Here is a 14729-nt window from a genome sequence, read left to right on the forward strand (position 1 = left end):
GATACAAAAAAAGATCTAGTCGTGTTTGACTAGATCTTTCATGTTGCTTAGAAGTCTTCCTTCTTCTTAAGTGTCATAGAAGCAATAGCTGTAGCGACGAATGTCAAACCAGTTACAAGAAGTCCTAAATGATCTGCAGTTCCTGTTGAAGGAAGAGATCGTTTACCTTCTTTAGGCTTGTCACTAGATTTAGGAGTTTCACTAGATTTAGGTTTGTCACTAGGCTTAGGCTTATCTCCATTTGGTGATGGAGTTTTAGGTTTGCTATTACTTGGTGTTGGTATATTTGGAATATCTGTTGATGGTGGAGGTGGAAGAAGTTTATTCACCACGTTTCCTTTATCAACGACAAGGTTTGTTGCAGAAGCAAAGTCGCTTGCAGAGACCTTGATGGTTGTATCTGAAAGTTGGTAACCACTTGGAGCTGAGAGCTCTTTGATGACATACTCTTTAGCTTCAAATCCAACGAAGCTTGCAAGTCCGTCTTGACCAGAAATCGCTTGTGCTTGGCCTTGACCATAAGGATTTGCAACAGGTGTCACACCATCCGCTTCAAAGAGTCCAAATACCGCACCGGCAAGGTAATCACCCTTTTCATCTACCTTACGAACTCTAAGGGTGTAAAGTTTCAATTCAGGATTATTCACTGTTGGTGGAGTTGGTGGGATGACCTTATTGATAAAGGTTTTCTTCGCACCGTATGAAACAACTGCTTGGATAGCGTTTGATGCTTCATCTTTTGTGACGGTCACTGTGACATCCACTTGACCTTCGTCATATTGGATATTTGCCTGATCAGCTGGTACGACTTCTTTAATGGTATATTTATGAGTACCAATCATCGCTTCCGTGTAGGCGATCGCATCAAATGTCACTGTACCATCTGCAGCATTTTGTTTTGTTTGAAGAACGGTTCCATTTTCGTCCAAGAGGTTAAAGCTAAATTCGCCACCTTGAAGGTCACGACCTTCTAAAATCTTACTTGTGGTAATTTGTTTTTCACTTGGAGTTGGAGGTGTCGGAGGCGTATAGGTGTTGGTAAAGGTAGGAGTATCTTTCTTACCATCGTATTGCACATCCGCGCTCAATTGTCCAGTTGCATCTTTTGTGACAGTCACTGTGACAGTATGAACAGCTTCATCATAAGTGATGGCTGATTCCGGTGTAGCTGGTTTTTGTTCAGCAATTGTGTAGGTGAAAGTACCAGCTTCATTAAAGCTTACTGGATTGAAGAGAATATCACCATTCTCACCATTTGTCTTAGTATCAACGAGCGTACCATTTTGATCCTTGAGAAGGAAAGTAAACTCATTTGCTTTCAATGTACGATCGCTCGAACCATTGATCGCCAATACTTTTTTAGCCTTGAATTGAGCGGACGTTGGTTTCACTGTTGGAGGAACAGGAGTTGGAGGTGTTTTCGTATTTGTAAACGTATCTCCTTTTTCAGCATCCCCACCTGAGTAAGTCACAGTAGCGACGAGTTTGTCGTTTGCTTTCTTCACATCGACAGTAGCCGTGATGCTTTGTGTGCTATAGTTGATAGAAGCATCCGTACCTTTATTTTCGGTAATGGTATAAGTATGTGTTCCTTCTTCACTATAAGAAAGGTCCTTAAAGGTTACAGTACCATTTGCCTTGTTCTTGGCAGTTTCAAGGGTATTGTTTCCTTCTTTCAAGACAAATTCAAATTGATCGTCTGTCAACGGTAAGGATGTTTCACCTTCTTTAAGGAGCTTGTTCACTTGAAGTGTAGCTGTTACACTTTCTGTTTTAGGAGCTTCTTTTTTGTTGGTGAACGTATTTGTCTCAGTTTGACCATCAGAGTAGCTGATTTGTTCTACAACCAAGGCGTTGTCTTTTTCAACCACTACAACTGTAGCCGTGATGGTTTTATCACTGTAGGTAATGGTTTTGTCCGTACCTTTTGTTTCAGTGATGGTATATTTGAATGTGCCTGCTTTGTCTACAGTGATGTTATCAAAAGTAATTGAACCATCTTTTTTGTTCTTGGTTGTGCCAACAACTTTATCGTTTGCATCTTTTGCAACAAACTCAAAGTCATCACCCTTAAGTTCGCCACCTTCAAATGCTTTTTTAAGGGTTAAGGTCACTTTAGCATTTGAAACTTTTGGTTTGTTTTGAGTATTGGTGATCGTATTTTTTTGTTCACCATCTCCACCTGAGTAAGTGACAGTAGCGACGAGTTTGTCGTTTTCTTTTTTTACATCAACGGTAGCAGTGATGCTTTGTGTACTATAGTTGATAGTAGCATCCGTACCTTTGTTTTCAGTGATCGTGTATGTATAGCTACCTTCTTTATTGAAGGTTAGAGACTTGAAGTTAACAGTGCCGTCTGCTTGGTTCTTGGCAGTTTCGACTACTTTGTTGTTTTCGTCTTTCAAGACAAACTCAAATTGACCTTCTGTGACTGGAACTTGTTTATGTTCCTGATCACCAGCTACTTCGAAAGCTTTTTTAACGACAAGGTCTGCAGTAGTTTCAGTCACCTTTGGTTTGTTTGATGTGTTGACCACTTTAATCACGTTGTCATCATCAATTTTCTCAACTTTAGAAGTGTAACCTTCAGGAGTGTTTGTTTCTACTACTGAATATTCAATGGCCTTACCATCTTTGATACCTGGTAATTTCGTAAATGCTGCTTTCCAGCCAGAAGCTTTTGTAAGGGTTTGTGTCATCCCATCCAAAGCTTTGCCGTCCGCATACAATTGAACAGTAATATCTTTACGGTCAGCTTCTTCGTCACCAACCCATTCTTTTTGAACAGTGACAGTTTTATCACCGCTAACCCAGAATTTCAATTCAGGGTTGTTCCAGAATGCTGGGTCAGTTTGAGGTGTTGTGATTTCATCAGCTGTCAATGTAGCATTGTTGTCAACACGGATGGTTGTCTTAGGAATTAATGTTTGGTATTCAACGATCAATTCATCGCTAGATGCTGTTTTAAAGACATCACTGACATCTGATAAATTCACGGTAAATCCATTGCCGTTCGCATCGAATTTCACATGTTTCCAGAAGTCCCAACCAGAAGCCACTACTTGTCCACCTTTTCTTAAAGTGAAGGATGGTTTCAAGTAAGTTCCCACAAAGAATTCATTTGCAGCGTGGTTTGCAGCAGGAGCAAAAGTGATTTTTGAGTAATCGACTGCTGGGGCTTGGATTTTATCTGACACAACAGGGTTTGTGATGGCTTGTTTCTTACCATCTCCGTTGATACGGATGAACCATTTTGTTAGATAGTAGTCATCTCCAACATTTAACCATGCATAGTTTTCAGATGCGTCTAATTTGAATTGCTTAGTTACATAGGAACCATCAAGGTTGTACTTGTTCAACACAGATTCAAATACGCCAGGTCCATCAGGACGTGTAATGATGACAGATTCTGAACCGACTTTAGAAGTGGCAGTTTTATTTCCAGGATTTCCTGGAGTGTTGTCCCATACTGCATTGTATGAGAAACCACCTTTAACGTTTTCGTTCATGGATTCGATTGCTTTTTTAAAGGTGAAAGTAATCTTTTTGTTTGTCATCGAAATGGTTGCGACTTCAGCTCCATTTGCTTGGAGTGATTGAGTTGCAACTTCAGTGATATTGACACCTTCTGGAGCATCAATGGTAAACGTATCGCCTTCTTTAACTGACTTCCCAGTTAAATCCCAGTCAAATGAAAAGGTAACTTTTTGTCCACTTGCCTGAGCCTTTAAATTGGTAACAGTTGGTGAAACAGAAGCCGCGCTAACAGGTTTGATCACAGACAAGCCTAAGGCTACCACGGCGATGATAGCTACAAATGCAACTATCTTTTTATAAAGAGATTTCAATTGGCCTCAATTCCTTTCTTTTGCATAAATTTCGTAAAGTTTTTCTATATAGTGATATCTCCTAAAACTGAAAAACTCCTGATCTTTGCTCCATACAATCAGTTGCTTTATTTGAACATGTATTTAGAGAAGAAGGACCTTACCTCTATTGAGAAAATATGGGGGCATACCTCAATATCCTATCTTTAGTCTGTCCATACTAGAGGATTGGTTGGACCTGAAACAAACTTTCTAAAAACAATGATTCGATAGAAAAACGGAAGAAATTTACGCTTCATAATATAAAATGATAATAAGCAGTGCAAACTTAACAGAATAATCATCCCATTACATTTTTAAAAGATTATTATCAACATTATTATATTCTTTTAGTGTGATAAGTCAAGTTAAATGCAACAAAAATAAGGCAAAATGTTGATTTTGGTTTTTGTATAAGTCGACCTTTTATTTCCCGCCATTTTAGCCTTTCATGTTATAATATTCAGATAAGAAAAAGAGGAGACCAAAAGCTAGATGATCACTTCAAAATATGATTGGCAGTTAGCTTCGCCAAGTGCAGATGAGGCCTTTTTAGCCCTTGCCAAAAAAGCAGGCCTAGAAGCATCTGTAGCAACCTTGCTGTATGAGCGTGGCATTCAGACCAAAGAGGATTTAGAAGACTTTTTAGAACCCAAGCTGGAGAAGCTACACGACCCATATTTGCTCCATGATATGGACAAGGCAGTGGAGCGCATTCGTCGGGCCATCGAAGATTACGAGCAGATCCTCATCTATGGAGACTATGACGCGGACGGGATGACTTCGGCCTCTATTATAAAGGAAACCTTGGAGCAGATGGGAGCAGAGGTGCAAGTCTACCTACCCAACCGCTTCACAGACGGCTATGGTCCCAATGAGAGTGTCTACAAGTACTTTATCGAGCAGCAAGGTATTTCTTTGATTGTCACGGTGGACAATGGTGTCGCGGGTAATCAAGCCATCGCTATGGCCCAGGCAATGGGAGTAGATGTCATTGTAACGGACCACCACTCTATGCCAGAGGACTTGCCGGATGCTTATGCGATCATCCATCCGGAGCATCCAGATGCGGCTTATCCCTTCCATTATCTAGCAGGTTGTGGTGTGGCCTTTAAGTTGGCCTGTGCCCTCTTAGAAGAAGTGCCGGTTGATCTTTTAGATTTGGTCGCGATCGGGACCATCGCTGACATGGTGAGTCTGACAGATGAAAATCGAATTCTGGTTAAATACGGTCTGGGTGTTCTCCAACATACCCAGAGGATGGGCTTGCAGGAGCTTTTGGAGATCGCAGGGATTCGTCTGGAGGATGTCAATGAAGAAACAATTGGCTTTCAGATCGCCCCTCGTCTCAATGCCCTTGGTCGCCTCGATGACCCAAATCCAGCCATCGAACTACTGACTGGTTTTGACGATGAAGAAGCGCACGAGATTGCTCTCATGATTCATCAAAAGAATGAGGAACGAAAAGAGATCGTCCAAAGCATCTACGACGAAGCTAAAACCATGGTCGACCCAAGCTTGTCTGCCCAGGTCTTGGCTAAAGAAGGCTGGAATCCGGGAGTGCTTGGCATTGTTGCCGGTCGTCTCTTAGAAGAACTTCACCAGCCGGTTGTTGTTTTAAGCATCGAAGATGGACGGGCTAAGGGGAGCGCTCGGAGTCCTGAGTCGTTCAATATCTTTGAGGCTCTCGATCCTCACCGGTCGCTCTTTGTCGCCTTTGGAGGACATGCCGGTGCAGCAGGGATGACCTTAGATGTGGACCAACTCCCTTCCTTGTCTCAGGCCCTTACGGATTATATTCGAGAGCAAGAGATTGATCTCAGTAGCAAGTCCACCTTAGCCATCGATGAGGAACTACATCTAACAGAACTAACGCTTGAGACCTTGAAAAACTTTGATCGCTTGAGCCCTTTTGGCATGGACAATAAAAAACCAGTCTTTCTGGTCCGTAATTTCAAGGTAGAAGGGGCACGCTCGATGGGAGCTGGCAATACCCACTTGAAACTCAAGATCTCTCAAGAAGATGCGACCTTTGAGGTGGTTGCCTTTGGCTTGGGAAGTTTAGAGGCAGAGTTTGCGCAAGCGCAAGACCTAGAGCTAGCCGTGCAGTTGTCGGTCAACCAATGGAATGGCCAAACAACCCTTCAGCTCATGTTGGTTGATGCGCGTGTGGACGGCGTGCAGCTCTTTAATATCCGCTCTAAAAATGTCAGCCTCCCCGCAGGTGTTCCCGTTCTGGATTTTACTAAAGAATTGCCAGATCTATCTGGGGCATCCGCTGTGGTGGTTGGAAATATCCCAGAGGATATAGAGCAACTACGGCAAATCTTCCAAGAGCATGATTTGCAAGCCGTCTATTTCAAAAATGAGATCGCCAAAGCCTACTATCTAACAGGCTACGGTAGCAGGGACCAGTATGCCAAGCTCTATAAGACCATCTACCAGTACCCAGAGTTTGATGTCCGCTACAAACTGAAAGACCTAGCAGCCTATCTCAAGATCCAGCAGATCCTCTTGGTCAAAATGATCCAGATCTTCCAAGAGCTGGGCTTTGTGACCATTGAAAATGGGGTCATGAAGGTCAATAAAGAAGCAGAAAAACGGGAAATCGCTGAAAGCACCATCTACCAAAAACTCAAACAAACGGTGAAAGAGCAGGAGTTGATGGCCCTTGGGACGGTTCGTGAAATCTATGACTATCTGACAGGACAGACCTTATGAAAAAACACCTAAAACAGTTTCTCTGGCTCAGCCCCTTCCTGCTTTTAGCTCTTTATTGGCTAGGAATCTACCTGAGTTTAAAAAATCCCATGGATGAGATTGTCTACTCTGAAAATGGTGGCTTGATGCGCTATGTGATGTTTAAGCCCTTTACAGAAACGATAGGAAATGATGGTATCTGGAAAGAAGATGAGGGATTTCAAACCTACCATTATTCAAAAGGAATTGTTGATGGAAACGAAGACTTGTCCGTGATGATGTTTAGAGGAACTCCCAACTGGACCTATATGTATGATTTTAAATTGGAAAAAGGTGTGACACTCGGATTTATATTTAAATACGACTCGTCAAAAAAGCTGTTTTTTCAGAAGGAGGTCTACCTTTCTAAAGAAGATACTACCTACGAGGGCCAGCAACTCCTTGAGAAACTTGCTACCTATGGCAAAGACCGTGCTTGGCTTCGAGACCAAAGTAAGAAAGTCGCTGAACAATACATCCTTGGTACCTGGTTCAAAAATGGAAGCTCCCGATATTCCCTGAAAAACTTGGGAGATATGAAAATCGAGTACAATAAATTCATAGAAGAATAGTAAGTTTTTTTGGAATTCAATCCCACATCATTTTTCGGATGTGGGATTTTTGCTTTTGACGCGGGAGCTTGGGAAAATGATTTGGCAAAAAATGATGCAAGTTAGTAGAATTCATGATATAATGGAATGTAAAAAAATTTTTATGAAAGAAAGTTAACCATGAATTTAAAAGATTACATTGCAAGCATTGAAAACTATCCACAAGAAGGAATTACCTTCCGTGATATCAGCCCTTTGATGGCAGATGGCAATGCTTATAGTTATGCGATTCGTGAAATCGTTCAATACGCGACAGATAAGAAAATCGATATGATCGTTGGTCCTGAAGCGCGTGGTTTCATCGTTGGATGTCCGGTCGCTTTTGAGTTGGGAATTGGATTTGCGCCTGTCCGTAAGCCTGGTAAATTGCCACGTGAAGTCATCTCTGCTGACTACGAAAAAGAATACGGCGTTGATACCCTCTGTATGCACGCAGATGCCATCAAACCAGGCCAACGCGTCCTCATCGTTGATGACCTTTTGGCTACGGGTGGTACCGTTAAAGCAACCATCGAAATGATCGAAAAACTCGGTGGCGTCGTTGCAGGGTGTGCCTTCTTGATCGAGTTGGATGAATTGAAAGGTCGCGAAGCGATCGGCGATTACGACTACAAAGTCTTGATGCATTACTAATATAGTCTAATACTATAACTGGCTACAGAAAAACCATAATTGAAAACTATAAGCTCCTATCATATAATGTTAGTTAAGAACTTGCACGATGGGAGCTTTTTATGCCAATTACTCTAGATAAAAAATTACCAGCAGTCGATATCCTTCGTTCAGAAAATATTTTTGTCATGGATGATGTTCGAGCAACTCACCAGGATATTCGTCCTATAAATGTTCTGATTTTGAATCTCATGCCGACTAAGGAAGCAACTGAGACTCAACTGCTACGCCTCCTGGCCAATACGCCCTTGCAGATCAATGTAGATTTCCTCTATATGGCGAGCCATAAGTCTAAAAATACAGCGGCCGAGCATATGGAGAGTTTTTACAAGACTTTTGAGGATATCAAGGATAATTACTATGACGGCTTGATTGTGACGGGGGCGCCTGTCGAAAAGATGGACTTTGAGGAAGTGGACTACTGGGAAGAGTTGACCCAGGTCTTTGAATGGGCCAAGCGTCATGTTTTTTCTACCCTGCACCTCTGTTGGGGAGCCCAGGCTGGACTGTACCACCGTTACGGAATTCAAAAAGTAGAGCTCTGTGACAAGCTATCGGGCATCTATGACCAAGCAGTGGTGCGTCCCGATAGTCTGCTCATGAGAGGATTTGACGATCGCTTCCTTGCCCCTCATTCTCGCTATACAGATATTCCTTTGAAGGAAGTCCTTGAAAAGAGCAATCTTCAAGTGATCGCTCAGGGAAATGAAGTTGGGCTTTCCATCATTGCTAGTCCAGACATGCGTGAGGTGTATAGCTTTGGCCATCTGGAATATGATCGCGATACGCTGGCAAAAGAATACCACCGAGATGTCAAGGCGGGCTTGGATCCAGATGTTCCCAAGAATTACTTTGATGGGGATGACGCTAATACAGAGCCTCGCATTCGTTGGAATCTAGCTGCGACGACTTTCTTTAGTAATTGGATCAACTATGCGGTTTATCAAGAAACACCTTACCGCTTGGAAGAATTGGAAAAAGATATTTCATTTTATGGTTACCTATAAAGGGGAATTATGACATATTCACAAGCATTTAAGTATGGCAACTTGGTTCTTCCAAGTGCCTTGCTTTTTCATTATCATGAATTGTTTGACCAAGCAGATGATTACTTGGTTTGGCAGTTTTTCTTCCTTCAAAATACGACTGGCCAAGAGGCCTTAACTCCCAATCAGATTGCTAGTCATCTAGGAAAAACGGTGACAGAGGTCAATCGGATTATGTCCAATCTGACCACCAAGGGACTCCTTCAGTACCGGACCATTGAGCTCAATGGCGAGATTGAAGCCATCTTTGATGCGACCATTGCCCTGGAGCGCTTGGATGAGATTTTAGAATCCCAATTACAAGGGAAGGCACAGAGCGCGCCCGCTAAGGGAAATGTCATCAAGGATTTGGTGGAAACCTTCCAACAAGAACTGGGACGACTCTTGACACCTTTTGAGATTGAAGACCTGACCAAGACTGTGCGCGAGGATCAGACAGATCCAGATGTGATCAAGGCAGCATTACGAGAAGCTGTCTTTAACGGCAAGCCTCACTGGAAATATATCCAAGCCATTTTACGCAACTGGCGCAGTGAAGGCATCAACAGTCTAGCCCAAGTAGAGGCGAAACTACAAGAACGCGAACAAGCCAACCCACGCAATGTGACAGTTTCAGACGATTTCTTGAAGGCCATGGATTTGTGGAAAGATTAAAAAAACTAGCACTTTATAAAAGTGCTAGTTTTTGAATGTAGACAAACTTCTTTTGAATGAAATAACCTGCATAATTTCGCGAAGATAGAAGAAATATGAGGATTTTAGAGCAATATTAGGATGTATTGGAACTTTCCGCTGTGAGAATGGTACTTGAAACACTATTGTTTCAAGTACCCGGGAGTTTTGAAACTTTAGGTTCAAAACTAAGTCTTGGAACTTCGGAGAAGTTCGCAGACGTCCGTACTCACCTAAGGAAAGTTTCTAATAAGTTACTGTCTTCAATCTAAAACGATTGCTTAATCAAATGTAAGCTAATCCGTTTATAGATAGTCCGCGTAGGCTTTTTTTAGTTTGCTAAGGAGTTCTTGTTTTTCCTCCTCACTAGCAAAGGAAGCCTGGATGGCATCGACATTGTGCTGGTAAAAGTCAGTTTCCTTGGTTTGGAAATGCTGATGGTAGAGGGCGTATTCCTTGGTGAGGTCGGTATCAGATACAGTCCGGTTATCGGTATTGATACTGATTCGAGCACCTGCTTCCTTCATTTTCAAATAAGGGAAATCCTCTAAAGTCGGCGCTGCTTTTGTCTGTAAGTTGCTGGTCAAGCAGAGTTCACCAGTAACCCCATTTTCAATAAAGGATTGGAGTAAGGCTGGTTCATGAGATAGAGCCGTCACGTGGCCATTGCGTTTGATGCCAAATGCAATCGATTGGGCAACAAAGTGTGGGCAATGACACTCACCTGCGTGAAGCGTCATGGGCCGATGGTAACTTTTGACTTGCTCGATTAGAGGTCGAATATCTTCTGGAGAGTAGTTGTGCTCATCTCCAGCAAAGTCAAAACCGACAAAATCTTGATCACTAACTTGGTTGGCTTCTGCCAGGATGCGAGAGGTGAGTTCTTGATCCGACTGGCGCATGCCGCAGACGAGGGCTTTCGCGACAATGCCAAATTCCTCCTGGGCTTGGCGCAGTCCTTCACAGACAGCATCGATAGTTTCTGGAACAGTGAGTCCTTGATCTATGGACAATTCTGGTGCAAAACGGACTTCGATGTAGACGACATTTTCCAGAGCAGCTTGCTTGGCCACATCGTAAGCAGCAAGCGTCAAGGCTTCCTTAGTTTGAAGGAGGGGCCGAATGTAGTTAAATGCCTCCAAATAGTCCAAAAGATTCTCACAGTGGGCAGGCGCAGTGACATGGTGCTTGAGCTCCTCATCGCTAGCAGGTAGGTCAATATGGGCCATAGCTGCCAACTGGCGAATGATTGGAAGCGATAAGGAACCGTCTAAGTGACAGTGAAGTTCTGTCTTTGCCAAACTATGAAAATCGATCGTGGACATGGTTTTCTCCTTAAAATTGTATTTTTTCTATACTATCATTTTGGCAAAAAAAGTCAAGTAGCCTTCGCGTAGCAGATCTTTGAAAGGGAGGCCGATATTTGATATGCTAGGAGTAGCGAAATAAAGGAGAAAAAAGATGTCAGACTATCAATTATCAGAAGTATGGAAAGCACCGAGCCAAATGGGAGGAGCTTGGGGTGGCTTGAACCAACCCACAGCAGGTGCCCGCTTTGAACAAACCCTTCCAAAAGGGGATCAACCTTTCCAACTCTATACCCTTCCAACACCCAATGGAATCAAGGCTACCATTATGCTGGAGGAACTCAAAGAGTTGGGAGTGGATGCAGGCTATGACGCTTATCGGATCAAGATTGGTGAGGGAGATCAGTTTGGTAGTGACTTTGTAGCCATCAATCCTAACTCGAAAATTCCGGCCATGTTAGATCAATCAGGCGATCAAGACATTCGTGTCTTTGAATCAGCTAATATCCTCCTGTATCTAGCCGAGAAATTTGGCAAATTAATCCCGACTGATCGGGCTAAACGGACAGAAGTGCTCAACTGGCTCTTCTGGCAGACGGGTGCAGCACCTTTTCTAGGGGGAGGCTTTGGTCATTTCTTCCACTATGCGCCGGAGAAAATCGAGTATGCCATCAACCGCTTTGCCATGGAAGCCAAACGTCAATTGGACCTACTGGACAAGGAACTGGCCACTAAACCTTATATCGCAGGAGATGACTATACCATTGCAGATATCGCCATCTGGTCTTGGTATGGCCGTCTAGCCCAAGACAAGGTCTGGGACCGTGCAGGAATTTTCTTAGATGTGAAGGAATATAAGCATCTGCAAGCTTGGACAGAGAAAATTGCCAATCGCCCAGCAGTGCAACGAGGCTTGGAAGTAGACTATAAGGAAATTGACTAAAGTCTAATATCGGCTTGTTGAGGATGATAGCGAGAGTTTCCGCCGTGAGTATAGCACATGAAACGTATAAGTTTCATGTGCCCGGAAGTTTTGAGACATTAGACTCAAAACTTAGTCATGGAACTTTGAAGAAGTTCGCTGACGTCCGGACTCACCTAAGGAAAGTCTAAAGTAATACCTTTCCATAATAGACAAGGCGCCGTTGCGCCTTTTTTTAATGGTGCAAACATGGTATACTAAAGGGTGGAATAAAAGTATAGAAAGTAGCACATGGAATTTACAAAATTATCAAATCGATTGGACTTGGTGGCTAGCTTCGTCCCAGCTGGAGCTCGTCTGTTGGACGTGGGGAGTGACCATGCTTATCTGCCAATCGCCCTCTTACAAGAAGGCAAGATTGAGGCTGCTATTGCTGGTGAAGTGGTAGAGGGGCCTTATCAATCTGCCCTCCAAAATGTCGCCGATAATGGTTTAGAGGACAAGATTGAGGTCCGCCTGGCCAATGGTTTGGCTGCCTTTGAACCAGCAGACGGCATTTCCTGTATCACCATTGCTGGTATGGGAGGACGCTTGATTGCAGACATCCTAGCCGCAGGTCTTGAGAAATTAGCCAATGTCTCTCGCTTGGTCCTACAGCCCAATAATCGTGAAGATGAACTGCGGGCTTGGTTAGTCGACCATGATTTCCACATTGTTGATGAAGCGATCTTGGAAGAAAATGAGAAGTTCTATGAGATCCTCGTGGTGGAACAGGGTTCTCAAGAGTTGACAGCCAAGGAACTGCGTTTTGGTCCCTATTTGATGCGGGAACAAGCTCCAGCCTTTGTCCAAAAGTGGTCCAAGGAAGTAGAGAAATTAGCCTTTGCCTTGGAGCAGGTCCCAGCTGAAAATCAATCGGCCAGAGCATCGTTAGAAGAGCGCATCTCACAAATCAAGGAGGTTCTACATGTTAGCAAGTGAAGTCATCAAACGCTATGAAGCCTACTGTCCTCAGGAACTATCCATGGACGGAGATGTCCGTGGGCTACAGGTCGGCACTTTGCAAAAAGACATCCATAAGGTCATGGTGGCCTTAGATATCCGCGAGCAGACGGTGGCGGAAGCTATCGCTCATGGGGTGGACTTGATCATCGTCAAGCACGCGCCGATTTTCCGTCCCATCAAGGATTTGGTAGCTGATCGGGCTCAAAATCAGATCTATATCAATTTGATCAAGCATGATATCGCAGTCTACGTCAGCCATACCAATATTGACATTGTTCCAGATGGTCTCAACGATTGGTTCTGCCAGCTCTTGGACATTGAAGATACAGAACCCCTCAGTATGACGGGAGAAGGGCTCGGAATTGGTCGCATCGGTCGGGTAGCTACTCAAACCTTTGGACAGTTGACTAGCAAGGTTAAAGAAACCTTTGGCTTAGATGCTTTGCGCCTAGTCAGTTATGATCAGGCGGATTTGGATCGGGTTATCAAGCATGTCGCAATCTGTGGAGGAAGTGGCCAGTCCTTTTACAAGGATGCTCTCGCCAAGGGAGCAGATGTTTATATCACAGGAGATATCTACTACCACACGGCTCAGGACATGCTGAGCGATGGCCTCTTGGCCTTAGATCCCGGGCACCATATCGAGGTTCTCTTTGTGTCAAAACTAGTAGAAAAGCTCAATCAGTGGAAGGCTGAGGAAGCCTGGGAGATTGAAGTGATTGGCAGTCAAGCCAGCACCAATCCTTTTTACCATATCTAAGGGGTCATGATGAAAGTTGCCATTATTGGTGCAGGGATCGTGGGATCCACTGCAGCCTATTATTTATCCAAAGAAGCACAAGTGGATGTGACTGTCTATGACCATGGAGTCGGCCAAGCAACCAAGGCGGCGGCAGGCATTATTAGCCCTTGGTTTTCCAAACGGCGTAATAAGGCTTGGTATCGCCTGGCTCGTCTGGGGGCTGATTTCTACCAAGAATTGGTAGAAGACCTGGCCAAGGACGGAATTAATACAGATTTTTACCAGCAGACCGGCGTCTATCTCCTCAAGAAAAAGGAAGAAAAATTAGACGAACTCTATCAGTTGGCGCTGAGTCGTCGGGAAGAATCTCCCTTGATCGGAGACTTAGCGATTTTAAACAAAGAAGAAGTGTGCCAACAATTCCCAGGTCTACAAGGCTTTGAACAGCTCCTTTATGCCTCAGGTGGGGCCCATGTAGAGGGAGCCCTTCTAACGGAAACTCTCCTTGAAGCCAGTGGCGCAAGACTGATTAAGGAAGAGGTTGCTTTGGCTATTACAGAGGATGGTTTTCAGATAGCAGGAGAAAGCTATGACAAAGTCATCCTGGCAACAGGAGCCTGGTTGGGTCAAATGCTCGAGCCACTTGGCTACCAAGTTGATGTCCGTCCTCAAAAAGGACAGTTGAGGGATTATCAGCTAGACCGAGATATTGCTGATTATCCAGTGGTCATGCCGGAAGGAGAGCTGGATATCATTCCCTTTCAGAAGGGCAAGATCAGTATGGGAGCCACTCATGAGAATGAGATGGGCTTTGACCTGACGGTGGATCAGGCTTTGCTGAATCAGATGGAAACAGAAGCCTTGGCCTACTATCCAGAACTCGCTCAAGCCGAAGTTATCGGGGAGCGCGTGGGAACCCGTGCCTACACCAGTGACTTTTCACCATTTTGGGGAGCTGTTCCTGATCAAGTAGGCCTCTATGTCGCCAGTGGACTTGGTTCGTCTGGCCTCACAACTGGTCCCCTCATTGGGTGGCACCTATCCCAACTCGTGGTAGGAGGAAACCTGCGCTTAGATCCAGCAGATTATCCAGTTGAACAATATGTGAAGAAGTAGGCTGGGACAAAAGTCCTAGCCTCTCAATTAT

General features: G+C 44.0%; 11 protein-coding genes. 9 read left to right on the plus strand and 2 right to left on the minus strand.

Translation table 11 applies throughout. The annotated features are described in order from the left end of the window. Positions 1-47 precede the first annotated feature (47 nt). Positions 48-3848 carry a Spy0128 family protein gene (locus HMPREF2704_RS06735; protein WP_070846048.1) on the minus strand — a complete coding sequence of 1267 codons (3801 nt, stop codon included), beginning with the start codon at positions 3846-3848 and terminating at the stop codon, positions 48-50. A 513-nt stretch (positions 3849-4361) separates the two neighbouring features. On the opposite strand from HMPREF2704_RS06735, the gene recJ reads away from it, so the two are divergent. The 5 genes from recJ (at position 4362) to HMPREF2704_RS06765 (ending at position 9588) form a co-directional block, all read left to right on the plus strand. Then, the gene (recJ, locus tag HMPREF2704_RS06745) at positions 4362-6587 is read left to right on the plus strand and encodes a single-stranded-DNA-specific exonuclease RecJ (RefSeq protein WP_070846050.1); all 2226 of its coding nucleotides are present in this window, start codon (positions 4362-4364) and stop codon (positions 6585-6587) included. Continuing rightward, complete coding sequence (locus HMPREF2704_RS06750) at positions 6584-7177, plus strand: TipC family immunity protein (RefSeq protein WP_049522802.1); 594 nt, start codon at positions 6584-6586, stop codon at positions 7175-7177. The genes recJ and HMPREF2704_RS06750 overlap by 4 nt, the downstream gene beginning before the upstream one ends. 159 nt (positions 7178-7336) lie before the next feature. After that, positions 7337-7849: an adenine phosphoribosyltransferase gene (locus tag HMPREF2704_RS06755; protein WP_003007878.1), complete on the plus strand. Its 513-nt coding sequence runs from the start codon at positions 7337-7339 to the stop codon at positions 7847-7849. Between the two features lie 101 nt (positions 7850-7950). Next, on the plus strand, positions 7951-8895 hold the full coding sequence (metA, locus tag HMPREF2704_RS06760; protein WP_024055870.1) for a homoserine O-acetyltransferase MetA: 945 nt from the start codon (positions 7951-7953) through the stop codon (positions 8893-8895). A gap of 9 nt (positions 8896-8904) precedes the next feature. Continuing rightward, positions 8905-9588 carry a DnaD domain-containing protein gene (locus HMPREF2704_RS06765; RefSeq protein WP_049472318.1) on the plus strand — a complete coding sequence of 228 codons (684 nt, stop codon included), beginning with the start codon at positions 8905-8907 and terminating at the stop codon, positions 9586-9588. 323 nt (positions 9589-9911) lie between these two features. Here the strand turns inward: HMPREF2704_RS06765 and add are convergent, their stop codons facing one another. After that, the gene (add, locus tag HMPREF2704_RS06770; protein WP_070846052.1) at positions 9912-10931 is read right to left on the minus strand and encodes an adenosine deaminase; all 1020 of its coding nucleotides are present in this window, start codon (positions 10929-10931) and stop codon (positions 9912-9914) included. Positions 10932-11067: 136 nt separating this feature from the next. On the opposite strand from add, the gene yghU reads away from it, so the two are divergent. From yghU to HMPREF2704_RS06790, 4 genes are all read left to right on the plus strand, one after another. Then, positions 11068-11856, plus strand: a complete 789-nt coding sequence (gene yghU, locus HMPREF2704_RS06775; RefSeq protein WP_070665215.1) for a glutathione-dependent disulfide-bond oxidoreductase — start codon at positions 11068-11070, stop codon at positions 11854-11856. Between the two features lie 270 nt (positions 11857-12126). Then, on the plus strand, positions 12127-12816 hold the full coding sequence (locus tag HMPREF2704_RS06780) for a tRNA (adenine(22)-N(1))-methyltransferase (protein ID WP_045759623.1): 690 nt from the start codon (positions 12127-12129) through the stop codon (positions 12814-12816). Beyond that, complete coding sequence (locus HMPREF2704_RS06785) at positions 12803-13600, plus strand: Nif3-like dinuclear metal center hexameric protein (protein WP_049522799.1); 798 nt, start codon at positions 12803-12805, stop codon at positions 13598-13600. The genes HMPREF2704_RS06780 and HMPREF2704_RS06785 overlap by 14 nt, the downstream gene beginning before the upstream one ends. A gap of 6 nt (positions 13601-13606) precedes the next feature. Continuing rightward, entirely contained in the window at positions 13607-14698 is a 1092-nt protein-coding gene (locus tag HMPREF2704_RS06790) for an NAD(P)/FAD-dependent oxidoreductase (protein WP_049472308.1), read from the plus strand. Positions 14699-14729: the final 31 nt, after the last annotated feature.

Source organism: Streptococcus sp. HMSC076C09 (genome assembly GCF_001837905.1).
GTDB lineage: Bacteria > Bacillota > Bacilli > Lactobacillales > Streptococcaceae > Streptococcus > Streptococcus parasanguinis_I.